26 protein-coding genes are annotated in these 26465 nt (G+C 59.4%); 14 read left to right on the top strand and 12 right to left on the bottom strand.

Going from position 1 to position 26465, the window contains the following annotated elements:
- Window positions 1-2 precede the first annotated feature (2 nt).
- From HMPREF3142_RS02925 to HMPREF3142_RS02905, 5 genes are read left to right on the top strand one after another with little or no spacing between them, the layout of a single operon-like run.
- Window positions 3-947, top strand: coding sequence for an ABC transporter permease (locus HMPREF3142_RS02925; RefSeq protein WP_008804745.1), 945 nt, complete (start codon window positions 3-5; stop codon window positions 945-947).
- Entirely contained in the window at window positions 944-1792 is an 849-nt protein-coding gene (locus tag HMPREF3142_RS02920) for an ABC transporter permease (protein ID WP_064170927.1), read from the top strand. Before HMPREF3142_RS02925 ends, HMPREF3142_RS02920 begins: the two co-directional genes overlap by 4 nt.
- A complete protein-coding gene (locus HMPREF3142_RS02915; RefSeq protein ID WP_016161129.1) occupies window positions 1789-3405 on the top strand; it encodes a dipeptide ABC transporter ATP-binding protein in 1617 nt (538 codons plus the stop codon). Before HMPREF3142_RS02920 ends, HMPREF3142_RS02915 begins: the two co-directional genes overlap by 4 nt.
- Window positions 3405-4391, top strand: a complete 987-nt coding sequence (locus HMPREF3142_RS02910; RefSeq protein ID WP_064170926.1) for a putative FMN-dependent luciferase-like monooxygenase — start codon at window positions 3405-3407, stop codon at window positions 4389-4391. Before HMPREF3142_RS02915 ends, HMPREF3142_RS02910 begins: the two co-directional genes overlap by 1 nt.
- 9 nt (window positions 4392-4400) lie before the next feature.
- Complete coding sequence (locus HMPREF3142_RS02905; RefSeq protein ID WP_032733102.1) at window positions 4401-5492, top strand: alkylhydroperoxidase domain protein; 1092 nt, start codon at window positions 4401-4403, stop codon at window positions 5490-5492.
- Between the two features lie 6 nt (window positions 5493-5498).
- Here HMPREF3142_RS02905 and araJ read toward each other — a convergent pair whose 3' ends face one another.
- Window positions 5499-6653 carry an MFS transporter AraJ gene (gene araJ, locus HMPREF3142_RS02900; protein ID WP_044650017.1) on the bottom strand — a complete coding sequence of 385 codons (1155 nt, stop codon included), beginning with the start codon at window positions 6651-6653 and terminating at the stop codon, window positions 5499-5501.
- A 277-nt stretch (window positions 6654-6930) separates the two neighbouring features.
- On the opposite strand from araJ, the gene HMPREF3142_RS02895 reads away from it, so the two are divergent.
- From HMPREF3142_RS02895 to HMPREF3142_RS02880, 4 genes are all read left to right on the top strand, one after another.
- Complete coding sequence (locus HMPREF3142_RS02895) at window positions 6931-7368, top strand: VOC family protein (protein WP_008804740.1); 438 nt, start codon at window positions 6931-6933, stop codon at window positions 7366-7368.
- Window positions 7369-7454: 86 nt separating this feature from the next.
- A complete protein-coding gene (ppk2, locus tag HMPREF3142_RS02890) occupies window positions 7455-8273 on the top strand; it encodes a polyphosphate kinase 2 (protein WP_012541603.1) in 819 nt (272 codons plus the stop codon).
- A gap of 178 nt (window positions 8274-8451) precedes the next feature.
- On the top strand, window positions 8452-8637 hold the full coding sequence (locus tag HMPREF3142_RS02885) for a hypothetical protein (protein WP_025711567.1): 186 nt from the start codon (window positions 8452-8454) through the stop codon (window positions 8635-8637).
- Window positions 8634-8960 carry a CcdB family protein gene (locus HMPREF3142_RS02880; RefSeq protein WP_070611540.1) on the top strand — a complete coding sequence of 109 codons (327 nt, stop codon included), beginning with the start codon at window positions 8634-8636 and terminating at the stop codon, window positions 8958-8960. The genes HMPREF3142_RS02885 and HMPREF3142_RS02880 overlap by 4 nt, the downstream gene beginning before the upstream one ends.
- Before the next feature lie 52 nt (window positions 8961-9012).
- Here HMPREF3142_RS02880 and fdnI read toward each other — a convergent pair whose 3' ends face one another.
- The 3 genes from fdnI to fdnG are packed head-to-tail and all read right to left on the bottom strand — an operon-like array spanning window position 9013 to window position 13605.
- Window positions 9013-9669: a formate dehydrogenase-N subunit gamma gene (fdnI, locus tag HMPREF3142_RS02875; protein WP_070611538.1), complete on the bottom strand. Its 657-nt coding sequence runs from the start codon at window positions 9667-9669 to the stop codon at window positions 9013-9015.
- Window positions 9662-10546 carry a formate dehydrogenase subunit beta gene (fdxH, locus tag HMPREF3142_RS02870; protein WP_022065941.1) on the bottom strand — a complete coding sequence of 295 codons (885 nt, stop codon included), beginning with the start codon at window positions 10544-10546 and terminating at the stop codon, window positions 9662-9664. Before fdxH ends, fdnI begins: the two co-directional genes overlap by 8 nt.
- 11 nt (window positions 10547-10557) lie before the next feature.
- Window positions 10558-13605: a formate dehydrogenase-N subunit alpha gene (gene fdnG, locus HMPREF3142_RS02865; RefSeq protein ID WP_141751813.1), complete on the bottom strand. Its 3048-nt coding sequence runs from the start codon at window positions 13603-13605 to the stop codon at window positions 10558-10560.
- A gap of 225 nt (window positions 13606-13830) precedes the next feature.
- Between fdnG and yddG the strand changes: the two genes are divergently transcribed.
- Window positions 13831-14709 carry an aromatic amino acid DMT transporter YddG gene (gene yddG, locus HMPREF3142_RS02855; RefSeq protein ID WP_044613062.1) on the top strand — a complete coding sequence of 293 codons (879 nt, stop codon included), beginning with the start codon at window positions 13831-13833 and terminating at the stop codon, window positions 14707-14709.
- On the opposite strand, the gene HMPREF3142_RS02850 is transcribed toward yddG, so the two are convergent.
- The 7 genes from HMPREF3142_RS02850 to HMPREF3142_RS02820 form a co-directional block, all read right to left on the bottom strand.
- Window positions 14706-15479, bottom strand: a complete 774-nt coding sequence (locus tag HMPREF3142_RS02850; protein ID WP_023297694.1) for a 1,6-dihydroxycyclohexa-2,4-diene-1-carboxylate dehydrogenase — start codon at window positions 15477-15479, stop codon at window positions 14706-14708. The two genes, yddG and HMPREF3142_RS02850, sit on opposite strands and share 4 nt — an antisense overlap.
- 9 nt (window positions 15480-15488) lie before the next feature.
- Window positions 15489-16505, bottom strand: a complete 1017-nt coding sequence (benC, locus tag HMPREF3142_RS02845) for a benzoate 1,2-dioxygenase electron transfer component BenC (protein WP_046881389.1) — start codon at window positions 16503-16505, stop codon at window positions 15489-15491.
- A gap of 9 nt (window positions 16506-16514) precedes the next feature.
- A complete protein-coding gene (gene benB / locus HMPREF3142_RS02840; RefSeq protein WP_012968103.1) occupies window positions 16515-17000 on the bottom strand; it encodes a benzoate 1,2-dioxygenase small subunit in 486 nt (161 codons plus the stop codon).
- The gene (locus tag HMPREF3142_RS02835; protein ID WP_064170922.1) at window positions 17000-18382 is read right to left on the bottom strand and encodes a Rieske 2Fe-2S domain-containing protein; all 1383 of its coding nucleotides are present in this window, start codon (window positions 18380-18382) and stop codon (window positions 17000-17002) included. Before HMPREF3142_RS02835 ends, benB begins: the two co-directional genes overlap by 1 nt.
- Before the next feature lie 109 nt (window positions 18383-18491).
- Window positions 18492-19418, bottom strand: coding sequence for a catechol 1,2-dioxygenase (catA, locus tag HMPREF3142_RS02830; protein ID WP_032730479.1), 927 nt, complete (start codon window positions 19416-19418; stop codon window positions 18492-18494).
- A gap of 69 nt (window positions 19419-19487) precedes the next feature.
- The gene (gene catC / locus HMPREF3142_RS02825) at window positions 19488-19778 is read right to left on the bottom strand and encodes a muconolactone Delta-isomerase (protein WP_064170921.1); all 291 of its coding nucleotides are present in this window, start codon (window positions 19776-19778) and stop codon (window positions 19488-19490) included.
- A gap of 12 nt (window positions 19779-19790) precedes the next feature.
- Complete coding sequence (locus HMPREF3142_RS02820; RefSeq protein WP_162994854.1) at window positions 19791-20954, bottom strand: muconate cycloisomerase family protein; 1164 nt, start codon at window positions 20952-20954, stop codon at window positions 19791-19793.
- A gap of 171 nt (window positions 20955-21125) precedes the next feature.
- Here HMPREF3142_RS02820 and HMPREF3142_RS02815 point away from each other — a divergent pair, with 171 nt between their 5' ends.
- The gene (locus HMPREF3142_RS02815; protein WP_176747602.1) at window positions 21126-21962 is read left to right on the top strand and encodes an IclR family transcriptional regulator domain-containing protein; all 837 of its coding nucleotides are present in this window, start codon (window positions 21126-21128) and stop codon (window positions 21960-21962) included.
- On the opposite strand, the gene kmrA is transcribed toward HMPREF3142_RS02815, so the two are convergent.
- The gene (kmrA, locus tag HMPREF3142_RS02810) at window positions 21957-23456 is read right to left on the bottom strand and encodes an efflux MFS transporter KmrA (RefSeq protein ID WP_070611534.1); all 1500 of its coding nucleotides are present in this window, start codon (window positions 23454-23456) and stop codon (window positions 21957-21959) included. The two genes, HMPREF3142_RS02815 and kmrA, sit on opposite strands and share 6 nt — an antisense overlap.
- A gap of 119 nt (window positions 23457-23575) precedes the next feature.
- Here kmrA and HMPREF3142_RS02805 point away from each other — a divergent pair, with 119 nt between their 5' ends.
- The 3 genes from HMPREF3142_RS02805 to HMPREF3142_RS29720 form a co-directional block, all read left to right on the top strand.
- Window positions 23576-24151, top strand: coding sequence for a TetR family transcriptional regulator (locus tag HMPREF3142_RS02805; RefSeq protein ID WP_064170919.1), 576 nt, complete (start codon window positions 23576-23578; stop codon window positions 24149-24151).
- Window positions 24152-24325: 174 nt separating this feature from the next.
- On the top strand, window positions 24326-25708 hold the full coding sequence (locus tag HMPREF3142_RS02800) for a NarK family nitrate/nitrite MFS transporter (RefSeq protein ID WP_049157841.1): 1383 nt from the start codon (window positions 24326-24328) through the stop codon (window positions 25706-25708).
- Window positions 25709-25821: 113 nt separating this feature from the next.
- Window positions 25822-26465: molybdopterin-dependent oxidoreductase (locus HMPREF3142_RS29720; RefSeq protein ID WP_228706461.1), on the top strand; the 644-nt coding region annotated here is incomplete at its 3' end.

The following is a 26465-nucleotide window of genomic DNA, read 5'->3' as shown; positions in this document are numbered from 1 at the left end:
ATATGAGCGCTTATCTTCTGCGACGGTTCGGCCAGGGACTGCTGGTCCTGTGGGCGGCATTTACCCTCACCTTTTTCCTGCTGCAGGTGCTGCCGGGAGATGCAGTGCTGATCAAGTTTCAGAACCCGGACCTCGGCCTGAGCCCGGCGCAAATCGCTGACATGCGGCTGGCCTACGGCGCCGATAGCCCGCTGTGGCGCCAGTACCTGCACACACTGCTGGCGATGCTGCACGGCGACTTCGGCTATTCTCTGCAGGCGGGGCTAGCGGTCAGTAGTCTGATTGCCAGCAACCTGCCGGATACCTTAAGCCTCGCGCTGCCGGCCTTTCTGCTGGCCGTGGCGCTGGCGTTCGCCCTCGCCTTCGCCTCGCGTCTGCCGGGGCTGCGCTGGCTGAGTAACCTCCTGCAGTCGCTGCCGGTGCTGTTTATCTCTCTGCCGACTTTTTGGCTGGGTATCGCCCTGATCCAGCTCTTCTCGTTTCAGTTGCGCTGGATCCCGGTGATCAACCCCGGCCCACTGGAAGGGCTGATTTTACCGGTTATCGCCGTCGCGCTGCCCATTTCAGCCCCGCTGGCGCAGATCCTGATGCGCAGCATGGATCAGGTGGCGGTTCAGCCCTTCGTCGCGGTCGCCCGCGCCAAGGGAATGAGCGAAACGGGCGTCCTCTGGCACCATGTGATGGGCAACGCTCTGCTGCCGGCGCTGAATATTGCCGGGCTGCTGCTGGGCGAGCTGATTGCCGGGGCGCTGATCACTGAGACCGTCTTCGGCCGCAGCGGCCTCGGCCAGCTGACCCAGCAGGCGGTCAATAACCAGGATATCGCCGTGCTGCAGGCAGTGGTGATGATCTCCGCCCTCGGTTTCGTCCTGATAAACCTGCTTGTCGACCTGGTCATGCCGCGACTGGATCCCCGACTCCATTTACAGACCGGAGGTGCGAAATGAGCCTGGTCGACTATGCCATCGCGGTTCGCCGCCGCCCGGAATGGCGCAGGGTGCGTCTGCAGCCTGGCCTGTGGCTGGCGTGGGCGGTGATGATCACCGCGCTGTTAATGGCCCTCGCCCCGCAGTGGTTTACCGCCGCTAACCCGCTGGAGGGGATCCCCGGCGCTCAGCGCCTGGCGCCGCAGGCGCACTACTGGCTGGGTACCGACCAGCTGGGGCGCGACCTGTGGACGCGGGTGGTTTACGGCGCGGTACATTCCCTTTCGGCGGCGCTGATCGCCGTCACCATCGGCCTGGTGGTGGGTACCGCCCTTGGTACACTTGCCGGGGCGCTGACCGGACGCGTTGAATCCACGATCATGCGCCTGGTCGATGTCCTGCTGGCCATCCCCTCCCTGTTGCTGCAGCTCACGGTAATTATTCTGCTCGGTTTCGGCACGGTGAATGCGGCGGTGGCGGTCGGCGTGGCGGCTATCGCTAGCTTCGCACGCCTGGCGCGGGCGGAGGTCGTGCGCGTGCGCCACAGCGATTACGTCGAAGCGGCCCGGGGCAGCGGCGGCACCTTTTTCGCCGTCTTCTGGCGCCATATTCTGCCCAACTCGCTCACTGCGGTGCTTGCTTTCGCGACGCTGCAGTTCGGACAGGCGATGTTGGCCCTGGCCACCCTCAGCTTCCTCGGCTACGGCACCCCGCCGCCGGTCCCGGAGTGGGGATTATTGATCGCCGAAGGTCGCAACTACCTGTCGACCGCCTGGTGGCTGACCACCTTCCCCGGCCTCGCCGTGGTCGCCGTGGTCCTTGCCGCCAATCGTCTTAGCCGCCAGTGGAGTGGAGTACGCCCATGAACGTTCTGTCCGTTGAAGATCTGCGCATCAGCTACCGCTCGCGGGGCGAATGGCGCGAAGTGGTGCACAACGTGAGTTTTTCCATCCAGCGTGGCGAAATGCTGGCCTTCGTCGGAGAATCCGGCTCGGGGAAAACCACCACCGCGCAGGCCATAATCGGCCTGCTGGCTGATAATGCCCGCCGGGATGCCGGGCGGATTGTCCTCAATGGCGAAGTGATTAGCGACTGGTCGGCAAAACGCCTTAACCGCCTGCGCGGAGTGAGCATCAGCCTGGTCCCGCAGGATCCCGGTAATTCGCTCAATCCGGTAAAAACCATTGGCCAGCAGGTGGAAGAGATCCTGCGCCTGCATCAGTCCCTCTCCGCCGCTGAGCGCCGACAGCAGGTCCTTAACCTGCTCACTAAAGTCGGTCTCAGCCACCCGGAACAGCGTTTTGACCAGTATCCGCATCAGCTGTCTGGCGGGATGAAACAGCGGGTGCTGATCGCCATCGCCATTGCCCTGCAGCCGGATCTGATTATTGCCGACGAGCCCACCAGCGCTCTCGACGTCACGGTGCAGAAGCGCATTCTCGACCTGCTCGATATCCTGCGCCGCGAGTCGGGTACCGCCGTGCTGTTTGTCACCCACGATCTGGCGCTGGCCGCAGAACGCGCCGACCGGATTATGGTGTTTCGTCAGGGAGAGATTCAGGAACAGGGCGCCACCGAGACGATTGTCCAGCGTCCGCAACACCCTTACACCCGCCAGCTGCTCCACGACCTGCAGGATGCGCCGTTGGGGCTGACGGCGGCTCGTCACCGACCGCTGGCCACGCCGGCCATTCGCGTGGAGGGGATCAGCAAACGTTTCTCGCTGGGCAAACAGGCGCTGCAGGCGCTCGACAGCGTCAGTTTTGAGGTCAGACGCGGCACCACCCATGCGCTGGTGGGCGAATCCGGCTCCGGGAAAACTACCCTGGCGCGGATCCTGCTGGGCTTTGAGCGCGCCGATGCCGGACAGGTGACCATCGACGGTATCGACGCCGGGCATCTCAGCCGCGAGGCGCAGCGTCAGCTGCGGCGGAAAATCCAGTTTGTCTACCAGAACCCCTTCGCCTCGCTCGACCCGCGCCAGACGCTGTTTGCGATTATCGAAGAGCCATTAAAGAACTTTGAGCGCCTCAGCGCGTCGGCGCGTCGCCTGCGCGTGGAGACCGTCGCCGCGCGGGTGGCGCTGGCCCCGGAGCTACTGTCGCGTACGCCGCGGGAGCTCTCCGGCGGTCAACGGCAGCGGGTGGCGATTGCCCGGGCGCTGATCCTCGAGCCGGCGATACTGGTCCTTGACGAAGCGACCTCGGCGCTCGACGTCACCGTTCAGGCGCAGATCCTCGCCCTGCTGCAGCAGTTACAGCAGCAGCTGGGTCTGAGCTACCTGTTCATTACCCACGATCTGGCGACGGTCAGGCGGATTGCCGACAGCGTCACGGTACTGCGCGCCGGCCAGGTGGTGGAGCATGGCGACGTTGACCGCCTGTTCGCCACTCCGCAGCAGGCCTACACTCGCGAACTGATCGCCGCCATTCCCCAGGTTTCACCCCGCTTAGCACAGGCTCACACGGAGAACGCATAATGCCTAAACGCCTCGGCTTTTTTACCCGTCTGCTCGATCAGGGCTCCGCGCAAACGCGCTACCGGCTGGCGGCCGAACAGATCCGCCACGCGGAGCGTTTGGGCTTCGACAGCGCATGGATTGCCCAGCACCATTTTCATGAACAGGAAGGCGGCCTGCCATCGCCGCTGGTGTTTCTCGCCCACGTGGCGGCACAGACCGACCGGATCCGCCTCGGCACGGCGATTATCACTCTGCCGATGGAAAATCCGCTGCGCGTCGCCGAAGACGCGGCGGTACTGGATTTACTCACCGACGGGCGTCTGGAGGTGGGATTTGGTTCCGGCGGCACGCCAACGTCGTTTCTGCCCTTCGGCCTGACCAGCGAGCAGCGCGGGGGGGTGTTTGCCGACCATCTGCACCTGATCCATAGCGCCTGGCGCGACGACACGCTGAGCCACCCGGACAACCGTCTCTATCCGCCCGCGCCGCAGCTGGCGGAGCGTATCTGGATCGCCACCTTCTCGGCGGAGGGCGCCATCCGCGCCGGTCAGGCGGGACACGGGCTGATGCTGTCGCGCACTCAGCCACGGCCACCCGGCGAGCCACGTCTGCCGCTGGACGCCATTCAGAACCCGATCATCGACGCCTACCTGGCGGCGCTGCCGGACGGCGTTGCACCGCGGATCCTCGCCTCGCGCACCGCCTTCGTCGCCGACAGTCACGCCCACGCCCTGCAGGTCGCCGAGCCCGGTCTGCGCAAGCAGGCGACACAGCACCGGGCGGCGGGTCATACGATAGAAGGTGACAGTGTCACCGACTATCTACAACAGCTGGATGCCCACGTTGGCGATCCTGAGCATGTTATTGCCTCCCTGGCGCAGGACAGCGTGCTGGCCCGCGCCACCGATATTTCGTTTCAGGTGCACTCGGTGGAGCCTTCGCACCGGGATACGCTGCGTTCCATTGAGCTGATCGCTCAGCATATTGCCCCCCACATCAGATAAGGAGTCACCATGACGCTGAGTCAGGATATTCTGGCCGAACTGGCGGAGATTGCCGCCGGTTCCCCGCTCGACCAGGCGCGCGCCGTACGCGATGCCGCCACCCGTCACGCCCAGGGAAGTTATGAAGTGCTGTTCAGCCAGCAGGACGCTGACTTTCCTCTTGATGAACGCTTCGCGGTGGCCGCGAAGGTGGCGAAACTGCACCAGGCGGACGCGCTGGCGGCGCACTATGCCGGTTTCGGGCTCGCCGATCCAACCACCGATCGTCTGGTCCCGGCGCTGGCCTTTGCCCGCCTGCTCACCTTCACCCCCGTCGAAGCCACCCCCGGCGCGCTGCACACCTTAACCGGCGCGGGCTGGAGCCTGCGGGGCATCGTCACTCTGGCGCAACTGGTGGCCTTTGTCAGCTTCCAGAGCCGACTGCTGCTGGGCCTGCGGGCGCTGAACCATAAGCCCATTGTCAGCGCCGATACGCCGCTGGTCGCCGGATACTGGCATACCACACCGCACACCCAGAGCGGCAAAGCGGCCCCGGTTCGCTTCACCCGCGACGAGCTGCACTGGGAACCCTGGCTGGCCGATAAACCGCTGGCGGAATTCAGCGCTGAAGAACAGGCGATTCTGGCCAAATATGGCCATAGCGACTCCCCCTACTTTCGCCTGCTGGCGCGCAACCAGCCGGTGCTGGAGCAGCGGACGCTGACCGATAAAGGCATTTTCTATACCCCCGGAGGATTGCCGCGCGCAGAACGCGAACTGGCGGCCACGGTGACCAGCAAAATCAACGGCTGTATCTACTGCGCCTCGGTGCATGCCCGCAAAGCGGCGCAGCTGGCGAAGGACGAGACCGCTGTCGACACGCTGCTGGCGGTGACGCCGGGGGAAAATTTGAGTGACGGCCAGTCGCCGCGCTGGCAGGCGGAAATCGACGCCGCCGCTGCGCTGTCGGTGACGCCGCCCGGGCTGAATGCCCGCCATCTGGCGGCGCTTGATGAGCAGGGTTTAGATACCCTGGCCCAGCTGGATCTGCTGCAGTCGGCGGCCTTTTTCGCCTGGGCCAACCGGCTGATGCTGACCCTTGGCGAACCCTGGCGTGAGTAAGCGTCGTTAGCAAGCTTGTCGGCGCTGATGGCAGCCATAGATGAGCAAGGCGCTCATCGCCAGAAACGACAGCGTGGCGGCAGGAAGCGCCACGCTGTTCCAGCCAAAGCCCTGGGCAATCATCATCCCGCCGCAGAAGGCGCCGATGGCGCTGCCGAGGTTGAAGGCAATCTGCCCTCCTGCCGCCCCCAGCATCTCGCCGCCTTTGGCGTTCTGCAGCAGCAGGATCTGCAGCGGCGCCGACAGGGCGAATAGTCCCGCGCAGCAGATAAACGCCAGGGTCAGCGAAGCGACTTTATGCTCACCGAAGGCAAAGATCAGCAGCAGCGTCACGGCAATGACCCCGTCGGTTATGGCCGCAATGCGCAGCGGGCTAAAGCGCCCGGAAATTTTGCCGCTGAACAGATTGCCGACCACCATTCCCAGCCCCGCCAGCATCATAATCAGCATCATCCTGCCTTCGGCAAAGCCGGAGACGTTGATCATAAAGGGCTTAATATAGCTGAACCAGGCAAACACACCCGCATTGCCAAACATGGTGGCGGCAAAAATCAGCCACGGCGCCGGGGAGGCCAGAAAACGGAACTGCTCGCGCAGCCGGGTGCTGGTGCGATCATAGAGGGTGGGCACCCAGCAGAAAATAGTCATCAACACGGCGACGTTAAACACCGCAATAAGGGCAAAGGTATAGCGCCAGCTGAAGTGATGCCCAAGCCAGGTGCCGCCGGGGACCCCCACCAGGTTAGCCACCGTCATCCCGCCGATCATCCCCGCCACCGCGGCGGTCACCTTCCCCGGCGGCGCGATTTTCGACAGGATAATCGCGCCGACGCCAAAGAACGCCCCGTGAGGAAAACCGGAAACCAGGCGGCCAAGCGCCAGCATGGCGTAGCTACTGGAGAGGGTAAACAGGGTATTGCCGAGAATACACAGGGCAGCGAGAAACAGCATCACCGATTTCAACGAAAAGCGGCTGGAGAGCAGCGCCATGATCGGCGCGCCGATCACCACGCCGAAGGCATACCAGGCAATCATATTGCCGGCGGCGGGGATCGAAATCCCGACATCGTGCGCCATATCCGGCAGCACGCCCATAATACCAAATTCCGCCATGCCGAGTCCGAAGGTGCCCAGCGCCAGTGAAAAAATCGTTTTTTTCATACATCTTATAGGGGTATTGAGAGACGGCCGGCATTATTGACTATCCCGCCCCGACACACCAGCTAAAAACACCCGACGGCAGCTTCCTCCATACAACGGCCTGATTCGTACATGCTCGCCGCCGCGCGGCCGGCCGTCATCGAGCCGGCGACGGCGTGGCTTAGCAATGACCCTCCCCTATTAAAATCAGTGGGCTCAAAGCGATAAACGCCCAATTGATCTCAACTTAACTTGAGGTTGTAAAGTCTTCCCATCATTCACCTCTGGAGAATCATCGATGCACACTGTTGATGTCGGTTTTACCCATGTCGCCTTTACCGTCCGCTGTCTGGCCAGCAGCATTGATTTTTATACCCGCTATACCGCGATGACCGTCATTCACCAGCGCGAGCCCGGCTTGCCCTCAGCGCGTAAGGTGGCGTGGCTCAGCGATCGCACCCGGCCCTTCGCTCTGGTGCTGGTGCAGAGTGACGATCCGGCCGACACACCGCTGGGCCCGTTCGGCCATCTCGGCGTCGCCTGCGCCACCCAGGCGGAGATCGATGAGAAGGTCGCTCAGGCGCGGCGGGAAGGCGTTTTGCGGCGGGAACCGGAACAGCTGGGCGATCCGGTGGGATACTTCGCCTTCTTTGCCGACCCGGACGGTAACACCCTGGAGCTGTCATGGGGGCAGCGGGTGGGGCTGGAAGTCATTGCGGCGGGGAACGCCAGCTAGCCCGTCCCCTGCGCGAATATTTTCCAGCGCCTCGCCGGCGAAGGATTACACTTCAAAGGGATACCTCGGCAACACGGAGCATGGCGATGGGTAATAAGAAAAACGGTAATCCGGTCGACGCGGCGGTGAAGACCGCCCCGCTCGACAATAAAGCATATGAGAAGGCGTTGCGCAAACTCCATGTTGAGCTGGTGAAACTGCAGCGCTGGGTGGTGCATAAAGGGCTGAAGGTGTGCATCGTCTTTGAAGGCCGGGACGGCGCCGGCAAAGGCGGCACCATTAAGGCGATCACCGAGCGCGTCAGCCCGCGTATCTTCCGGGTCGTCGCCTTGCCCTCACCCACCGAGCGTGAGAAAAGCCAGCTCTATTTTCAGCGCTATATCAAGCACCTTCCGGCGGCTGGCGAGATTGTGATTTTCGATCGCAGCTGGTACAACCGCGCCGGCGTCGAACGGGTGATGGGCTTTTGCACCCCGGAGGAGGTGCAGAAGTTTCTCGACGGTGCGCCGATGGTGGAGCGCGGCATGGTCGAATCGGGCATAATTCTGCTCAAGTACTGGCTGGAGGTCTCACCGCAGGAGCAGGAGCGCCGCCTGCGGGATCGCATCGACGATGGTCGTAAAATCTGGAAGCTCTCGCCGATGGACATTAAGTCTTTCAACCGCTGGGATGAATATACCGCCGCCCGCGACGCCATGTTCGCCGCCACCGATACCGCCTGGGCGCCGTGGTTCGTCGCCCGCTCGGAGGATAAAAAGCGCGTACGCCTGAATATCATCACCCATCTGCTGTCGCAGATCCCCTATGAAGCTTTACCGGTGGAGCATGTGACGCTGCCGAAGCGCAAAATTGGCAAAATGAAACAAACCAATTTCCCCTTCCGCTTTATTCCCGAGAAGTTCTGATTATTCCCCGCCGCGCTGGTTAATACCAGCGCCGGGTTTATTACCACAACCATGAATATTTCAGGCTATTACTTTCCTCTGGAAGCGGCCTCGCAAAATAAATATTAAAGTTGCTGCTGGGATTTATTTTTTAGTGAGTAAAGTGAATAATAACAGAACCAACCGCAAGGAGCCTATGATGAAAAGTAATACGCTACGTAAAAGACCCACTGACGTACCCGTCCAGAAGGCGTCAGCACAGCCAGGTAAGGATTTACGAGAAGCAGATAAACAGCGACAGCACAAGGAATTCATTGCCGCAATGAATGAATTTATTGCAAAAGGAGGCACTCTTACTGATGATGAATTTTTCAGGGTACTATGATGCTTGAACAATTCAATTTTTATCGAAATTGTTCTGCTCAGACAAATAAAACCCTGCCGTATTATATGATCGTGCAGAATGATTATTATGCAGACCTGGCCACGAGAGTCATTATTCCTTTAATGCGAACACAACAGTTACCACGCTGGCATCAGCATGTCGTACCAAGGATAAATATAGAATTTGACAGCTTTTTACTTTGTACGCCAATGATCAGTAACTTAAATAATAAACGGATCCAGCCACAGGATTTCGTCTGCAATCTGAGTCATGCGCGCCAGGGCGTTATCGATTCAATCGATACACTTATCACGAACTGCTGACTGCCGGGAACCCGCTCCGACATCTCCGGAGCGGGTTTTGCGCCGTGAAGGCTTACTTCATCCCTTCGCGACTCTCTTTGATCGCCTCCAGGCGTTCGACATCGCGATACCAGCGCGGGTGATGTTTCTTCGCCCAGCGGCGACTGACCTTACCCTCAATCATCCCATTAATCGACCCTTTGACCCAAAATGCCATATACATATGGATGAGGATCGCGTGGATCAGGATAATTGCCGAAGTGGCGTGTATCAGCAGGCTATAGCGAATCACCTGAATCGGGAAATATTCTGCAAAGTACGGGCGCCAGATAATCACCCCGGTCACCAGCAGCACAAAAATCATGCTCATAATGGTCCAGAACATCATCTTCTGCCCGGCGTTATATTTCCCGACGCGCGCGACCTTATGTTCGTTGCCTTTCAGCACCTCCACGATGCCTTTCAGCCAGGGGATATCCTGTTTATCTGGAATATTGTGGTGGACAAAACGCACAAACATAAACATCAGCGCGACAAAAATCAGCACCCCAAAGAACGGGTGCAGGATACGCCCCATCTGCGGCGTGCCGAAGGTTTCCGTTAGCCACTGCAGCGTCGGGAAGAAAAACGATATTCCCGACAGTGCCACGAGGAAGAAACAGATAACCACCGTCCAGTGACAGGCGCGATCGATAAACGTCGTGCGCACAATCATCTTCGATTTACTCATCATGCTCCTCCTCGTCGTCATCAACTTCCTTGTTCGGCCCGATACCGATGTAGTGGTAGATAAGCCCGGCGAAGGTGGCGATAAAGCCCGCCGCCGCCAGCGGTTTCAGCGCCCCCTTCCACAGACTGATACTGGTATCGATCTGCGGTTCCTTCGGCAGCTTGTGATACAGCTCCGGCTGGTCGGCATGATGCAGGACGTACATCACGTGGGTGCCGCCGACGCCCTGCGGGTTGTAGATCCCGGCGTTGGCATAACCGCGTTTTTTAAGCTTATCCACCCGCTCCTCGGCCACTTCCAGCATCTCTTTCTTCGTACCGAAGTGGATCGCGCCGGTAGGACAGGTTTTCACGCAGGCCGGTTCCTGACCGACGCTGACCCTATCCACACACAGCGTGCATTTATAAACCCGGTTATCCTCTTTATTGAGGCGCGGAATATTAAACGGACACCCGGCAATGCAGTAGCCGCAACCAATGCAGTTTTCCTGCTGGAAATCGACGATGCCGTTGGCGTACTGAATAATCGCCCCGGCGGAGGGGCAGGCTTTCAGGCAGCCCGGCTCCTCGCAGTGCATACAGCCATCCTTGCGGATAAGCCATTCCAGCTTGCCGTTCTGTTCGGTCTCGCTAAAGCGCATTACCGTCCAGGATTTAGCGCTAAGATCCGCCGGATTGTCGTACACGCCGACGCAGTGCCCCACTGCATCGCGAATGTCATTCCACTCGGAACAGGCCACCTGGCAGGCTTTACAGCCTACGCAGGAGGAGACATCGATAAGCTTGGCGACTTCGGCCTTATAGTCCCGCGCGCGTGGCGCGGGAGTTATCGGGTTGGTCGCGGAGCGTTTAATAATGTCTTGTGTTTCCATCGCCATTGAATCGCTCCTTACGCTTTCTCGATGTTGACCAGAAACGCCTTATACTCCGGCGTTTGCGAGTTGGAATCGCCGACGTTAGGCGTCAGGGTGTTGGCGATATAGCCTTTACGGGCCACGCCTTCAAAGCCCCAGTGCAGCGGGATCCCGACGGTTTCGACCTGCTGGCCGTTGACGTTCAACGTGCGCAGTCGGCGGGTCACCACGGCAACCGCGCGAATAAAGCCGCGTTTGCTGCTGACTTTCACCCAGTCGCCGTTGGCGATACCTTTGCTTTTCGCCAGCCCTTCGCTGATTTCGACAAACTGTTCCGGCTGCGCGATGGAATTGAGCAGCGCATGCTTGGTCCAGGTGTGGAAATGCTCGGTCAGACGATAGGTGGTGCCGACATACGGGAACTTATCCTTCTTACCCAGGCGGATGGCGTCCTCTTCATACAGACGCACCACCGGGCTGGAGACCACCTTCGGGTGCAGCGGGTTGGTGCCAAGCGGGGTTTCCATCGGCTCGTAGTGCTCCGGGAACGGCCCTTCCGCCAGTTTATCGAGCGCAAACAGGCGGCCAAGTCCCTCCTGCTGCATGATAAACGGCCCGGTGTTGCTCCCCGGCGGCGCAGTATTGAAGTCCGGAATATCATTTCCGACCCACTTGCTGCCGTTCCACTGGATCAGCATCCGCTTCGCATCCCACGGCTTGCCGTTAATATCAGCCGAAGCGCGGTTATACAGCACCCGACGATTGAGCGGCCACGCCCAGGCCCATCCCAGCGTATTGCCCAGGCCCGAAGGATCGGCGTTATCACGATTCGCCATCTGGTTACCCTGCTCGGTCCAGCTGCCGGTATAGATCCAGCACGACGACGCGGTGCTGCCGTCATCGCGCAGCAGCGCGAAGCTATTGAGCAGTTGGCCTTTTTTCGCCAGCAGAGCGCCATTTTGATCGTAGAGATCCGCCAGCGCGTAGCCGTTGTTCTCTTTTGCCACTTCTGCCGATTCCGGATGGTCCGGCTGCTTGTAGCGCCAGCTCATCTTCAGCAGGGGTTCCGCGCCCTTCCCGCCTTCGGTGCGGTACAGTTCGCGCAGGCGATGGTAAATCCCGGCAAGGATTTCGCCATCGTTGCGCGCTTCCCCCGGTGCGTCCTGGCCTTTCCAGTGCCATTGCAGCCAGCGACCGGAGTTGGCGATCGAGCCATCTTCTTCGGCAAAGCAGGTCGACGGCAGGCGGAAGACTTCGGTCTGAATCGCGGCCGGATCGACATCATTAGACTCGCCGTGGTTCTGCCAGAAGGTCGAGGTCTCGGTCACCAGCGGATCGATAACCACCATATATTTCAGCTTACTGAGACTGCGGACCACTTTGTTTTTGTCCGGGAAGGACGCAACCGGGTTGAAGCCCTGGCAGATATAGCCGGTGACGTTGCCGTTATCCATCATATTGAAATACTTGATAACGTCGTAGGCCTGATCCCATTTCGGCAACCAGTTGAAGCCCCAGTCATTCTCTTTCTGCGCCGCATCGCCGTAGAACGATTTCATCAGGCTGACGAAGAATTTCGGGTAGTTGCTCCAGTAGTTCACCTGGTCGGGCAACGTCGCTTTCGGCGTGTTGGCGCTAAGATAACTTTGCAGATCGCTCTGTTTATCGGACGGCAGCGTCAAATAACCCGGCAGACTGGTCGACAACAGGCCCAAATCGGTCAGCCCCTGAATATTGGAGTGGCCGCGCAGCGCGTTGACGCCGCCGCCGGCCATGCCCATATTGCCGAGCAGCAACTGGATCATCGCCATGGTGCGGATGTTCTGCGCGCCGACGGTGTGCTGCGTCCAGCCCAGGGCATACAGGAAGGTGGTGGTGCGGTCCGCGGCGCTGGTTGACGCCAGCACGTCACACACTTTAAGGAAGTCCGCTTTCGGCGTACCGCAGATATTCTCCACCACTTCCGGCGTGTAGCGGGAAACGTGCTGCCTGAGCAGATTCCACACGCAGCGCGGATGGCTGAGCGTTTCATCGCGTTTGGCGTAGCCGTTTTCATCGAACTGGTAGTTCCAGGACGATTTATCGTACTGACGTTTTTCGGCATCGTAGCCGCTGAACAGGCCCTCTTCGAAGGCAAAATCATCCCGTACCAGCAGGCTGGCATTGGTGTAATGCTTCACGTACTCGGCATTGATCTTATTATTTTCGATCAGGTACAGCAGCACGCCCGACAGGAAGGTAATGTCGGTACCGGAACGAATCGGCGCATAGATATCGGCCACCGACGCGGTACGCGTAAAGCGCGGGTCGACGACGATAAGCGTGGCATCGTTATTGTTTTTCGCTTCCATCGCCCAGCGGAATCCCACCGGATGCGCTTCGGCGGCGTTGCCGCCCATCACCACCACGACGTTAGCGTTTTTGATATCAACCCAGTGGTTGGTCATCGCACCGCGACCAAATGTTGGAGCAAGACTTGCTACCGTTGGTCCGTGTCAGACGCGTGCCTGGTTGTCTACCGCCAGCATGCCGAGCGAACGCACAAATTTTTGCGTCAGCATGCCAGTCTCATTGCTTGCCGCCGAGGCGCACAGCATGCCGGTGGAAAGCCAGCGGTTAACCGTCACGCCCTGCTCGTTCTTTTCAATAAAGTTGGCGTCGCGGTCGGCCTTCATCAGTCTGGCGATGCGGTTAAAAGCTTCATCCCAGGAGATGCGCTGCCATTTATCCGAGCCCGGGGCGCGGTATTGCGGATAACGCAGGCGGTTTTCACTGTGGACATAGTCCAGCAGGCCTGCGCCTTTCGGGCACAGCGCGCCGCGGCTCACCGGATGGTCCGGGTCCCCTTCAATATGGTAAATCGCTTCTTTGGCGTTTTTCGCGCCGTCGCCGAGGCTATACATTAATAGCCCACAGCCCACGGAGCAGTAAGTGCAGGTGTTGCGGATCTCTTTCGCACGCAGCAATTTGAAATTGCGTGCCTGAGCCAGCGCCATTTTAGGGGCAAAGCCCAGGGCGGCGGCTGTGGTTCCGGCCATACCGCCTGCGCAGATCTTAAAGAACTTTCTGCGGCTGACGTCCATTGCATTCCTCCATGCAGGATGTTGATTCATCGCGCGGAGGAAACTAACAGCAATACCTTTGTTTTATTTGCGTCAAATCAAGGTCGAAAACGCTCGCCCCCTTAATAGTCAGCGGCGACGAGTTTGACTAATACCAAAGAGTTAACGCCGGCGGGAAATATCGACCATCGACCGGCAAAAGATGTTATAAATTCCGGCTGCGTTTGCGTCACTATCAGGTTAAATATGCAAAAAAAGAGAGCGACATCAATCGGCTTCGCCGCCATTATCTTATGGAGCACGATGGTCGGATTGATTCGCGGCGTCAGCGAAGGATTAGGCCCGGTTGGCGGCGCGGCGATGATTTATAGCCTCAGCGGCCTGCTGCTCATTTTTACCGTTGGCTTTCCCAACCTGCGCCAGATCCCGCGCCGCTATCTGCTGGCTGGCAGCGTGCTGTTTGTCAGCTATGAAATCTGCCTCGCCCTGTCGCTGGGGTTCGCCGCCACTCGCCAGCAGGCCATTGAAGTGGGGATGGTCAATTACCTGTGGCCCAGCCTGACGATTTTGTTCGCCATTCTCTTTAATGGCCAGAAAAGCAGCTGGCTGGTGATCCCCGGCTTATTGCTGGCGCTGTTCGGCGTGAGCTGGGTACTTGGCGGCGAGCACGGGCTCAACCCCGAGGAAATCATCAATAACGTGGTGTCCAGCCCGCTGAGCTACATTCTGGCATTTGTCGGGGCGTTTATCTGGGCGGCGTACTGCACGGTGACCGCGAAGTACGCCAAAGGTAAAAATGGCATTACCCTCTTTGTCCTGTTAACCGCCCTGACGCTATGGCTGAAATTTTTGGCCAGCACTCAGCCGCCGATGCTGTTTAGCTGGCCGGTAGTCATTAAGCTGATAACGGTCTCCGTGGCGCTGGGGCTGGCCTATGCGGCGTGGAACGTCGGCATCCTGCACGGCAACGTCAGCCTGCTGGCGGCGGCCTCGTACTTCACGCCGGTACTCTCTTCCGCGCTGGCGGCAGTATTGCTCAGCGCCGCGCTGTCGTGGTCTTTCTGGCAGGGCGCCGGGATGGTGTGTCTCGGCTCCCTGCTCTGCTGGTATGCCACCCGCCGCTAGCCGAGATCGCCCCCCGCCACCGGTAGCGTCACGCCGGTGATATAGCTGGCCTCATCGCTGGCGAGAAACAGGATCGCGTTCGCCTGTTCCGCCAGCGTGCCGTACCGGCGCATCAGGCTGCTCGCCACCGTCTGATCGACGACCTGCTGATACCACGCCTTTTCCTGCTCGCTCGGCTGCTCATCGTTGCGCGGCGTCAGGCGCGGCGGCGCCTCCGTCCCGCCAGGCGCGACGGCGTTAATCCGAATACCGCTGCCGCTGTACTCCATGGCAATCGACCGGGTCAGCGCATTCACGCCGCCTTTCGCCGCCGAGTAAGGCACCCGGTTCACCCCCGCCGTCGCCACCGACGAGATATTGACGATGCTGCCTTTCCCCTGCTTCAGCATCCAGGGGAGCGCCGCGCGGCAGCCCCACAGGGTAGGAAACAGCGAGCGGCGGATCTCTTTCTCAATTTGTTCTGGCTGATACTCGGCGAAAGGTCGCGCCCAGATAGTTCCCCCGACGTTATTGATTAACACATCGAGGCGGCCAAAATGCGCTACCCCGGCGGCAAACGCCTGTTCAGTACTCTGCCACTGCTCAAGGTCAGCCTCCAGCGCCAGTACCTGACTTCCGGCCTGGGCTAAAACGGCAGCCAGTTCGTGCACGTAAGGCGAGCGGTCAATCAGCAACAGGGCGGCGCCTTCAGTTGCCGCCTGCTCCGCGGTCTGGCGACCAATGCCCTGCGCCGCGCCGGTAATAGCGACGACTTTATCGGTAAAACGCATCATGCCTCCTTATGCCGCCGCGCTCTGGCTGGCGATAAATTTCTCATACCAGAACCCTGCCGGGGAAATTCCTCTGTCGCGCAGCGCCGTGGCGACCGCGTTCACCATCGGCGGCGGCCCACAAAGATAGATATCGACGTCGCCGTTATTCAGCATGGCGTCATCCAGATGGTCGGTCACAAAGCCGCGCTGCGGGCAGGTACTGTTTTCATCCGCCACCACCGGCAGCCAGCGATATCCCGTCAGTTGTTGGTTAAACGCATCCAGCGCGTCGGTTTTCACCAGATCGCAATCGCGGGTCACGCCGTACAGTAGCGTTACCGGGCGCTGACTGCCCTGTGTTTGCAGGGTATGTAACATGGAGAGCAGCGGCGCCAGCCCGGTGCCGCCCGCCAGCATGAGCAGCGGGCGTTCGCCGCTGCGCAAATAGAAGCTGCCCATGGGTCCGCTGAGGGTCAAGCGATCGCCGGGTCGCGCCTGCTGGGTTAACCACTGGCTCATCATGCCGCCAGGCACGTTACGGATCAGAAAGCGCCCTTCGAGAGAACCCGGCAGCGAGCTGAATGAGTAGGCGCGGACATGAGGCGTGCCCGGTATCTGAATGTTGATATATTGCCCCGGCAGAAAAGCCAGCGGCTCATCCAGGGCGACCACCAGTTCGATGGCGGTATCGGACAGACAATTCACCTGCCGCACCTCCGCCCCGGTGTTGGTCAGCGCGGTTTTGCACTGGGCGGCGGCCACCGGCACATCGATCACACAGTCGCTGGTCGGGACCATCTGGCAGGTCAGCACCTGGCGGGCCTGCGCTTCGTCGTCGCTTAACGCCTCGTCGAGATAATCCTCCCCCAGATCGTATTCACCGCTGGCGCAGTGGCATTTGCAGGTGCCGCAAACGCCGTCCGAGCAGTCCATCGGCAGATTCACCTTCTGGCGATAGGCGGCATCCAGCACCTTCTCCCCGGCATGGCATTGAATAAAGCGGGTAATGCCGTCCTCAAAATTAAGAGCAATATTGAAGGTCATAAGCGCCTCTTAAATGTGGTAAACGTCAATCACCTGACGGATATAATCGTTATTCAGGCGCACGGTTTTGCGCACGATCTGCGGTCTGCCGTCCTGCTCAATTAGCGTGCAGCAGGTAGAGCCGAAATAGGCATCCGTGTGTTGATAGCGATGGCTCCAGGTAACCCAGTTGTAGCGCACCTCCAGCCCCTCGTCGCTGTCGCCCATCAGCTCAACATTGCTGATGATGTGGGTGGTGCGCGGCTCCGGCGTACTGGCGCCGGAACGTTCGGTTTTAATGCGATAGACGCGATCTTCCAGGCCTTCACGGTTGGGATAATAGATAAGGGAAATCTCTTTTTGCGGGTCGCGCGTCAGCTGGTCATCGTCGCCCCACGCCGGCATCCAGTAGACCACCTGCGGGCTGTAACAGCTCAGCCATTCGTCCCACTGACGATCATCCAACAGGCGGGCTTCGTAATAGAGAAACTGGCGAACGTGTTCGAGATTCAACATCAGGCCACCTCCACGCGCTGGGTAATCGACTGGTCGTAACGCTGCTGTTCCTGTTCCAGCGCCGCCAGCATGACCGTTTGCCAGTGATGGTGATGGGCGATGTACAGCGCTTCATCTTCCGATTTCACCCCGCTGAGTCGTGGCGTGAAACCGGCATGTTTGGCGTGCTCATCCGGGCCGTCGACCCAGCGCAGCGCACCGCGGCTCAGATCGCTCCATGGCAGATTTTCGCCGAGATAGCCGCGCTGACAGGCGCTGAACTCTTCCAGATCGTCCGGCGTCCCCATCCCGCTAACGTTAAAGAAATCTTCATACTGGCGGATGCGTAGCGCCCGCGCCTGGTCTGATTCACCTTTTGGCGCAAAGCACCAAATGGTGACTTCGGTTTTATCGACCGCAATCGGGCGGATCACGCGGATCTGGGTAGAAAACTGATCCATCAGGTAGACGTTGGGGTACAGGCACAGGTTGCGGGTTTCGTTGACCATCTGGTCGGCGCGTCGTTCGCCAAATTCCGCCTGCAGACGCTCGCGGTGGGCATACACCGGGCGCACTTCCGGGTTCAGCGCCCGGGTCCACAGCAGCATGTGACCATTGTCAAAACCGTAGCCGCCGCCGACGCTCTTTGACCAGCCGTTGGCGTCAACCGCATGCGTCCCTTCCGCTTCATAGTTGCGGCGCGACATGGTTGAGGCGTAGTTCCAGTGCACCACGCTGACGTGATAGCCATCGGCGCCGTTCTCCGCGCCCAGCTTCCAGTTGCCTTCGTATACATAGCTCGACGAGCCCTTCAGCACTTCCAGCCCGTCCGGCGCCTGATCGACGATCAGATCGATGATTTTGCAGGTTTCGCCGAGATAGGCCTCCAGCGGCTGCACGTCGCCATTGAGGCTACCGAATAAGAAACCGCGGTAAGACTGAAAACGCGGCAGTTTTTGCAGATCGTGAGACCCTTCATGTTTGAAGGTGTCAGGATAGGCGCCGGTGCTCTCATCTTTGGCTTTTAATAATTTGCCGTTATTGCTGAAGGTCCAGCCATGGAACGGACAGGTAAATGAGTTTTTATTTCCGGTTTTGCGTCGGCATAACATAGCCCCGCGGTGGGCACAGCTATTAATTAATGCATGCAATTCATTCTTTTTATCACGAGTGATAATAACCGGCTGCCGTCCCAGCGTCAGAGTATAATAATCTCCCGGCTCGGCAATCTGGCTTTCATGGGCGAGAAAAACCCAATTACCTTCGAAGATATGTTTCATTTCAAAATCAAATAACTGCTGGTCGGTAAATATAGAGCGGTGGCAACGGTAAATATGATTTTCACGGTCGACAATTAACGCGTTGTTAATTTTGTCTTTGAGCGCTGAGAGCGTTTTTTGCATGAGTTAACTCCTCCTGCAGGATTCAGGATGAAAGAAACAGGGTGAATTTGTCGTTTTCGGGTGCAATGTCTGGCCCGGGCAGCGGCGTGCCCGGGGCCGATAATACCGGTTACTCTTTGGCGCGCAGGCGGGTGCCGCGGTGCTCTTCGTCGGCGTTCAGGGCTTTACACAGGGTGAAATCAAAACAGACCTCGGTGTGCTCTCCCTCAAGATCGCGCTGCGCGATGGTCTCGCGGTCGGTCACTTTTACCGGGTCGGCAATCAGACCGTCGCGGGTAGCAAAGGCAAAATCATCCCACAGATATTTATCGCCGCTGAGGTTAATCTGGCTGGTCAGATGCTTATGGCCCGGGGCGGAGACGAAGAAGTGAATGTGCGCCGGACGGTTGCCGTGGCGGCCTAACTGATCCAGCAACTTCTGCGTCGGACCATCCGGCGGGCAGCCGTAGCCGGACGGCATGATGCTGCGCACGCTGTAGCGGCCATCGGCGCCAGTACGGATCCGGCGACGGAGGTTGTAGTCGCTCTGACTTTGATCGAAAAACGAGTAATTACCGAGGGTATTGGCGTGCCAGATATCAACAATGGCGTTAGCGATCGGCTGGCCCTGATTATCTTTAACCTGACCATGCAGCCACATCACTTCCCCGGCATCTGCGCCATCATCCATCCGGGCGTGGCTGTCGGCCAGCGGCGCATTGGCCACATACAGCGGCCCTTCGATGGTGCGCGGGGTGCCGGTTTCCCGGCGCGCCGCCGCATCAATGGCGTCCTGACGCAGGTCGAGGAAGTGCTCAAGACCCAGCCCGGCCGCCAGCAGCGCCGCTTCCTGACGCCCACCCAGCTCGTGCAGATAGTTCACCGCGTGCCAGAACTCTTCTTCTGTGACGTTATAGTCATCGATCAGCGTGCAGATATTCTCCAGCAAACGGTGGACGATGGCTTTAAAACGTTCATTACCGCCAGGGACATTTAACCCCGCGCCTTCACGTAATAATTTCTGCACGGCTTCTTGTTGTACGAAAGCATTACTCATAATTATTCTCTCTTATCGTTGTAGGATATTTGCCGGGTATTCCCGGCATGAGGTCAGATGTTATTATTATTAGCTATCGTCTTCACGAACAGACGAGGGATGACGGCACAGCGCCTCGACGCGAATATCCATAAAGGGATACAGCGGCAATCCCATTAAAATTTGATGTAACTCTTCGGCATCTCGAACATCGAAAATGCTGACATTGGCGTAAAGACCGGCGACGCGCCAGATATGTCGCCATTTGCCTTCACGCTGTAATTGTTGCGAATAGGTTTTTTCGCGTTGTTTAATTTCATCCGCTTCGGCGGCAGGAAACCCGATCGGAATATTAACTGTCATCTCCACTTTAAATAGCATGATTTTCTCCTGTTATGCTTTACGGGAATAGAAGCGCAGCTTGTCTTCATCCAGCTCCACGCCGAGCCCTGGCGTCTGCGGGAGCGCTACCTGACCATCGGCAAAGGTGAGTGGCACGCTGACAATATCGTCTTTGAGGAGCAGCGGGCCGAACATCTCAGTGCCCCACTGCAGCGGCAGCGTCGACCAGGCGTGCAGCGACGCGACGGTACCGACGGTCCCTTCCAGCATGGTGCCGCCATACAGGCCAACCCCCGCCGCCTGGGCGACGCGGGCCAGCGCCAGCACGCTGTTCGGTCCCCCGGCTTTGGCGATTTTCAGGGCATAAGCGCCGGTAAATCCCTGTTGCGCCAGTTGGTAACCCTCGTAGGCGGTCGCGACCGCTTCATCCGCGAGGATCGCGGTTTCAATATGCTGGCTCAGGCGCACCAGTGCAGCATTGTCGTGGGCGCTGACCGGCTGTTCGATAAGATCGACGCCCATCGCCGCCAGTTCGCGGCAGCCTTTCGCGCCGGTGGCGGCGTCCCAGGCCTGGTTAACGTCAACGCGGATGCTGGCGCGATCGCCTAATGCTTCCACAATGGCCCGGGTATGACGCAGGTCGGTGGCTAATTCCCGCGCGCCAATTTTCAGCTTGAACGCCTGATGGCGGCGCCCGGCTAACAGTGTTTCCCCTTCGGCGATATCTTTCGCGGTATCGCCGCTGGCTAAGGTCCACAGCACCGGCAACGCCGTTTGCAGCGCCCCGCCGAGCAGCGCCGACACCGGCAGCCCTAAGGCTTTGCCCTGGGCATCCAGCAGCGCGGTTTCAATGGCGGACTTTGCAAAGGTGTTGCCTTTAATGGCGCTGTTCATACGCGCCGTCAGCGCATTCAGGTTATCGGCCGGCAGCCCTTTCAACAGCGGCGTCAGATAATGGGTTATCGCCGACGAGATGGCCTCCGGGCTCTCGACGCCATAGCTCAAACCACCGATGGTGGTGGCTTCGCCGATGCCGCAGATGCCGTCGGAGCGGGTAAGCCGCACGATCACCAGCGTCTGGCAGCCCATGGTGGTCATCGATAACTTGTGTGGCCGGATGGTCGGGACATCCACTATCCAGCTCTCAATACGTTCTACGGTGGCGGTCATTTTCGGTTCCTGATGAGATGTATAACTTTTTGTACCCACATCCATAACGGGGAGGTGTGTGCCATTGACAATAGGGTTCAGCCTGGCGGCTGGTCAACGGCGATAATCGAAATGTTGTGCGATTATCGGCACGTTTGTTAAAAGGCAGTTAATAATGTGATCGCGGTGGTAAAACCGGCACAATTCAGGACGGTGCAGTTTGCGCACGGTATAGTGATGCCCCGTGAGCTTTGCATTGCAACGGAGAGGGAATCAATGCGTGACCATACCCCCACCACCTTGAGCGCCAGGCAGGCCGAGCACGACCCCAATTTTATGCTGTCTCTGGCCCGCGGGCTGGAGGTGCTCAATGCTTTTACTCCCCAGCGCCAGCGGCTGACCATTTCTCAGTTGAGCCAGAAAACCCAAATCTCCCGCGCGGCGGTACGCCGTTGCCTGTATACCCTCGCCGCGCTGGGCATGGTGCACAGTCCGGATGGCCGCAGCTATGAACTGCTGCCCCGGGTGCTGGCCGTCGGCCACGCCTATCTGGCCGGCACGCCGCTGGCGAAAGTCGCGCAGACGGCGCTGGATAGCCTTGGCAAAGCGCTCGGCGAATCCTGCTCAGCGGCGACGCTGGACGGCGACAACGTGCTCTATATCGCCCGCGCGGCGGTCAATAATTTACTGAGCATCGACCTGGGGCGCGGCAGTCGCCTGCCAGCATGGGCGACCTCTATGGGACGGGTGTTGTTGAGCGCGCTGCCGGAGGAACAGCTTGAGGTGACACTGTCACGAGCAGCGTTAATCCGCTACACCCCGCACACTCTGTGCGATATGGCCGGGCTACGCGCGGAGATTGCCCGGGTGCGCATGCAGGGCTATGCCCTCGCCGACCGGCAGATTGAGGTGGGGGTGTGTTCGCTGGCGGTGCCCGTGCTGTCACGCCATGGCCAGGTGGTGGCAGCCCTGAATGTCGGGGTCCCCGCCGCGACGATCAGCGCCGCGGCGTTAAAAGAGAAAGCCCTCGCCCCGCTACGACGCGCGGCGATGGACCTGTCGCTACAGCTATAGCGCTGACTGCGGTTTCGCCACGCTCGCCAGGCTGCGCCAGATGCCGGCCGCCAGCAGCAGAAGCAGTACGCCCGCCGTCGCCAGCACCAGGCTGTGAGCCTGGGTAAAGGCCGCCTTCGCCGCCGCCATCAGCGCCTCAGCCATCCCGACGGGCAGCGCCTGCGTCAGGCTGACCGCCTCGCCGATTGACGACGACGCCTGCTGCGCCATGGACTCACTCAGCCCGGACGGTAGCACAATGGTGGCGCTGTAGCTGCGGGTCAGGATCAGCCCGAACAGCGCAATACCGAGACCGGCGCCAAGTTCATAGGCCATGGTTTCGATGGCCCCGGCTGCTGCCGCTTTCTCCTTCGGCGCCGCCGCCATAATCGCGGAGCTGGAGGCCAGCAGCGCGCTGGCGACGCTGAAGCCCAGCAGCGTCATCAGCCCCCACGCCTGCCACGGCTGACTGCTGAAATCGGTCAGCGCGAGGCCCAAAAAGCTGAAGGCGCTGAGCAACATCCCGCCGGTCGCCACCTCGCGCAGCCCAAGCCGCGACACCAGCAGGCCGGCAATCGGGCCGCTGAAGCCGCTGGCGACCATCACCGGCAGCATAAACATCCCCGCCTCGAACGGCGTTTTCTGATGCACAAACTGCAGCTCCTGAGCCATCAGCAGCTCAAAACCGACCAGGGTAATCAGGGCCGTCATCGCCATCATCACCCCGCTTAAAATAATACGATGGGTGAACAGCCGCATATCCACCATCGGGCGGGTCGCCGACAGCTGCTTGCGGATAAACCAGGTGAGCATCGCCGCCCCGCCGATCGCCACCAGTGCGGTGAGCCACAGCGCCAGCTGGCCCTTCAGCGCCGATTTCGCGCTAAACACCAGCATCAGGATCGACGCAATCAAAATAAGCGCCTGCAGCAGATTGAGCGGTTGTTCGCGGCGCGCAGGCTGGCGCGGCACCACCTTCGCATTAATGGCGATAACCACCAGCACGATCGGTACGTTGATCAGAAATACCGACCCCCAGTAGAAATGCTCCAGCAGCATGCCGCCCACCAGCGGGCCAAAAGCCGCGCCGCCGGAGCCCACCGCCGCCCACAGACCCAGCGCCATATTGCGCTGGCTGGCCTCGGCAAAGGTGCTGCGGATCCCGGCCAGCGTCGCCGGGACGATCATCGCCGCCCCCACCGCCAGCAAAGCGCGTGAGGCAATCAGCGTCAGGGCCGTCGGCGACAGCGCGGCGCACAGCGAGGCGACGCCAAAAATGGCGCTGCCGAGCAGCAGCAGGCGCTTGAAGCCGATTTTATCGCCGAGGGCGCCCATCGGCAGCACCATACCGGCCATGACTAAGGAGTAGATATCAATAATCCACAGCAGCTCATTGCCGCTGCTACCCAGCGCGACGCTGAGCGTCGGCGCGGCCACATGCAATACCGTGGCGTCAATCGCCACCGGAATATAAACCAGCAAAATCGCCATCAGCGTCATCCATTGCCGTGACATAGCTTGTACCTCAATGTTGGAAATTGGACACACGTCCAGGATGGCGATCCTGCCGGATTGTTGAACGCATGTCCAACTTTTTGTTACACTCGGCCAAAGCCAGATGACAGCGGGGTTCTATGCACTATTTACAGCGGGATGCACGACGGGAAGGGATTATGCAGGCCGCCATGCGGCTGGCGCTGCGCGGCGGCTTTGCCGCCATGACCGTGCGGCAGATCGCCCGCGAAGCCGAGGTGGCCGCCGGGCAGTTGCACCACCACTTCTCCTCCATCGGCGAGCTGAAATCACAGGTTTTCATCCGTCTGATCCGCGAGATGCTCGATATGCCGCTGGTGGCCGAAGACGCCAGCTGGCGCGAGCGGTTATTCTCGATGATCGGCAGCGAAGATGGCCGGCTGGAGCCCTATATCCGCCTGTGGCGCGAAGGCCAGGTGCTGGCCGACAGCGACCCGGACATCAAAGCGGCCTACCTGCTGACCATGAACATGTGGCATGAAGAGACCGTCGCCATCATCGAGCAGGGCCTCGCCTGCGGCGAATTTCGATCGGCTGAGCCTGCGGCGGATATCGCCTGGCGTTTTATCGCCCTGGTGTGCGGCCTCGACGGGATTTATGCCCTTGGTACCCAGGCCCTGGATGAGGCGGCGTTTAGCCGTTATTTGAATAAGATGATTACTCTGGAGTTATTTTAGCTATCTTTACATTTAGTAACAATTAATTCCGCTACGCTTACCACGTGCTCTCTGTCAGCACGTTTTTTTTATCTACGCTTCATAGATAACGCAGATTAAGCGTTATTCACCATCCCCTTGTATTCAGCAGTTGACCTTATTTATTTACTCCTTTCCGGGCAAGTAGAGGGCAATATGTCGGTACAGAATGAGAAAGATAATCATTACCTTTTGAAGAATTGGCGGCCTGAAAACAAGGCATTCTGGGAAAATAAAGGCCAAGCCATCGCGAGAAGAAATCTATGGATATCAGTAGCCTGCTTACTGCTTGCTTTCTGCGTATGGATGTTATTCAGCGCCGTGGCGGTCAATCTCAATAAGGTCGGTTTTCATTTCACTACCGACCAGCTTTTTTTATTAACCGCCCTCCCTTCACTTTCCGGCGCGATATTACGGGTGCCCTACTCCTTTATGGTACCCCTTTTGGGAGGGCGCTACTGGACCGTATTAAGTACCGTGATCCTGATTGTGCCTTGTATTTGGTTAGGGGTGGCGATCCAGAATATTACTACTCCGTTCTGGGTATTTATTGTTATTGCGCTGCTATGCGGTTTTGCCGGCGCGAATTTTGCTTCCAGCATGGGAAATATCAGTTTCTTTTTTCCCAAAGCCAAACAGGGCAGCGCGCTGGGGGTCAATGGCGGCCTTGGCAATCTCGGCGTCAGTGTGATGCAGATGGTCGCCCCGGCGGTGATCTTCCTGCCGCTCTTCACCTTCCTCGGCGTCCATGGCGTTACCCAGCCAGATGGTTCGACAATCACCCTGAGTAATGCGGCGCTCGTCTGGGTACCGCTGTTGCTGCTCGCCACCGTCGCCGCCTGGTTCGGCATGAACGATATCGCCGGTTCAAAGGCCTCGATTCGCGATCAGCTTCCCGTACTCAAGCGACCGCATATGTGGCTGTTAAGCCTGCTCTATCTGGCGACGTTTGGCTCGTTTATCGGCTTTTCCGCCGGCTTTGCCATGCTGGCGAAAACCCAGTTTCCCGCAGTCGATATCCTCAAACTCGCCTTCTTTGGGCCGTTCATCGGCGCGCTGGCGCGCTCGTTCGGCGGGATCATCTCCGACCGTCTGGGCGGCGTGCGGGTGACGCTGGTCAACTTCGTCCTGATGGCGCTGTTTACCGGCCTGCTGTTTCTGACCCTGCCAGGCAGCGGCTCCGGCAGCTTTCTCGCTTTCTACGTGGTGTTTATGGGGCTCTTTTTAACCGCCGGTCTGGGAAGCGGCTCCACCTTCCAGATGATCGCCGTCATCTTCCGCCAGCTCACCATCGACAGCGTAAAGCAGCGCGGCGGCAGCGATGAAGAAGCGCAGCACGAGGCGGTGACCGATACCGCTGCCGCGCTGGGCTTTATCTCGGCGATCGGCGCCATCGGTGGCTTCTTTATTCCAAAAGCCTTCGGCACCTCGCTGGCGATGACCGGCTCGCCGGTCGGGGCCATGAAGGTCTTCTTTGTCTTCTATGTGGTTTGCGTGCTGGTGACCTGGCTGGTCTACGGCCGCCGTAAACCCGCTTAACCATAACGATTTATCTGCCGGATGGCGGCTTACGCCTTATCCGGCCTACGAGTTCGTTCGCTCATCCGGCCGGGTGGCACGATGCCGGACATCATCGGAGCAGGAGAAATGTCATGAGTAAATTACTGGATCGCTTTCGCTACTTTAAGCAGAAAGGCGAGCCCTTTGCCAACGGCCACGGCCAGGTCTACAACAACAACCGTGACTGGGAAGATAGTTACCGTCAACGCTGGCAGTTCGACAAAATTGTCCGCTCCACGCACGGTGTGAACTGCACCGGCTCCTGCAGCTGGAAAATTTACGTCAAAAACGGCCTGGTGACCTGGGAAACCCAGCAGACCGATTATCCGCGCACCCGGCCAGATCTGCCAAACCACGAACCGCGCGGCTGCCCGCGTGGCGCCAGCTACTCCTGGTATCTCTACAGCGCCAACCGGCTGAAGTACCCGCTGGCGCGTAAACGGCTGATTGAGCTGTGGCGCGAAGCCCTGGCGCAGCATCCCGACCCGGTACAGGCCTGGGATAGCATCATGCAGGATCCGCTAAAAACCCGCAGCTACAAACAAGTCCGCGGTAAAGGCGGCTTTGTTCGCTCCAGCTGGAAAGAGTTAAATCAACTGATCGCCGCCGCCAACGTCTGGACCATCAAACACTACGGCCCGGACCGCGTCGCGGGCTTTTCGCCGATCCCGGCGATGTCGATGGTCTCCTACGCCGCGGGCACCCGTTATCTGTCGCTGATCGGCGGCACCTGCCT

It is taken from the genome of Klebsiella sp. HMSC16C06 (genome assembly GCF_001808325.1).
GTDB classification, from domain to species: Bacteria; Pseudomonadota; Gammaproteobacteria; order Enterobacterales; family Enterobacteriaceae; genus Klebsiella; species Klebsiella variicola.
Note: the sequence above shows the minus strand (reverse complement) of the source record. Positions and strands in the feature narration are given on the sequence as shown.

What these genes read in the sequence shown, in the direction of transcription:
- HMPREF3142_RS02925 (WP_008804745.1), top strand. Translation starts at nt 3, where the DNA reads ATGAGCGCTTATCTTCTGCGACGGTTCGGCCAGGGACTGCTGGTCCTG.
- HMPREF3142_RS02920 (WP_064170927.1), top strand. Translation starts at nt 944, where the DNA reads ATGAGCCTGGTCGACTATGCCATCGCGGTTCGCCGCCGCCCGGAATGG.
- HMPREF3142_RS02915 (WP_016161129.1), top strand. Translation starts at nt 1,789, where the DNA reads ATGAACGTTCTGTCCGTTGAAGATCTGCGCATCAGCTACCGCTCGCGG.
- HMPREF3142_RS02910 (WP_064170926.1), top strand. Translation starts at nt 3,405, where the DNA reads ATGCCTAAACGCCTCGGCTTTTTTACCCGTCTGCTCGATCAGGGCTCC.
- HMPREF3142_RS02905 (WP_032733102.1), top strand. Translation starts at nt 4,401, where the DNA reads ATGACGCTGAGTCAGGATATTCTGGCCGAACTGGCGGAGATTGCCGCC.
- araJ (WP_044650017.1), bottom strand. Translation starts at nt 6,653, where the DNA reads ATGAAAAAAACGATTTTTTCACTGGCGCTGGGCACCTTCGGACTCGGC.
- HMPREF3142_RS02895 (WP_008804740.1), top strand. Translation starts at nt 6,931, where the DNA reads ATGCACACTGTTGATGTCGGTTTTACCCATGTCGCCTTTACCGTCCGC.
- ppk2 (WP_012541603.1), top strand. Translation starts at nt 7,455, where the DNA reads ATGGGTAATAAGAAAAACGGTAATCCGGTCGACGCGGCGGTGAAGACC.
- HMPREF3142_RS02885 (WP_025711567.1), top strand. Translation starts at nt 8,452, where the DNA reads ATGAAAAGTAATACGCTACGTAAAAGACCCACTGACGTACCCGTCCAG.
- HMPREF3142_RS02880 (WP_070611540.1), top strand. Translation starts at nt 8,634, where the DNA reads ATGATGCTTGAACAATTCAATTTTTATCGAAATTGTTCTGCTCAGACA.
- fdnI (WP_070611538.1), bottom strand. Translation starts at nt 9,669, where the DNA reads ATGAGTAAATCGAAGATGATTGTGCGCACGACGTTTATCGATCGCGCC.
- fdxH (WP_022065941.1), bottom strand. Translation starts at nt 10,546, where the DNA reads ATGGCGATGGAAACACAAGACATTATTAAACGCTCCGCGACCAACCCG.
- yddG (WP_044613062.1), top strand. Translation starts at nt 13,831, where the DNA reads ATGCAAAAAAAGAGAGCGACATCAATCGGCTTCGCCGCCATTATCTTA.
- HMPREF3142_RS02850 (WP_023297694.1), bottom strand. Translation starts at nt 15,479, where the DNA reads ATGCGTTTTACCGATAAAGTCGTCGCTATTACCGGCGCGGCGCAGGGC.
- benC (WP_046881389.1), bottom strand. Translation starts at nt 16,505, where the DNA reads ATGACCTTCAATATTGCTCTTAATTTTGAGGACGGCATTACCCGCTTT.
- benB (WP_012968103.1), bottom strand. Translation starts at nt 17,000, where the DNA reads ATGTTGAATCTCGAACACGTTCGCCAGTTTCTCTATTACGAAGCCCGC.
- HMPREF3142_RS02835 (WP_064170922.1), bottom strand. Translation starts at nt 18,382, where the DNA reads ATGCAAAAAACGCTCTCAGCGCTCAAAGACAAAATTAACAACGCGTTA.
- catA (WP_032730479.1), bottom strand. Translation starts at nt 19,418, where the DNA reads ATGAGTAATGCTTTCGTACAACAAGAAGCCGTGCAGAAATTATTACGT.
- catC (WP_064170921.1), bottom strand. Translation starts at nt 19,778, where the DNA reads ATGCTATTTAAAGTGGAGATGACAGTTAATATTCCGATCGGGTTTCCT.
- HMPREF3142_RS02820 (WP_162994854.1), bottom strand. Translation starts at nt 20,954, where the DNA reads ATGGATGTGGGTACAAAAAGTTATACATCTCATCAGGAACCGAAAATG.
- HMPREF3142_RS02815 (WP_176747602.1), top strand. Translation starts at nt 21,126, where the DNA reads ATGCCCCGTGAGCTTTGCATTGCAACGGAGAGGGAATCAATGCGTGAC.
- kmrA (WP_070611534.1), bottom strand. Translation starts at nt 23,456, where the DNA reads ATGTCACGGCAATGGATGACGCTGATGGCGATTTTGCTGGTTTATATT.
- HMPREF3142_RS02805 (WP_064170919.1), top strand. Translation starts at nt 23,576, where the DNA reads ATGCACTATTTACAGCGGGATGCACGACGGGAAGGGATTATGCAGGCC.
- HMPREF3142_RS02800 (WP_049157841.1), top strand. Translation starts at nt 24,326, where the DNA reads ATGTCGGTACAGAATGAGAAAGATAATCATTACCTTTTGAAGAATTGG.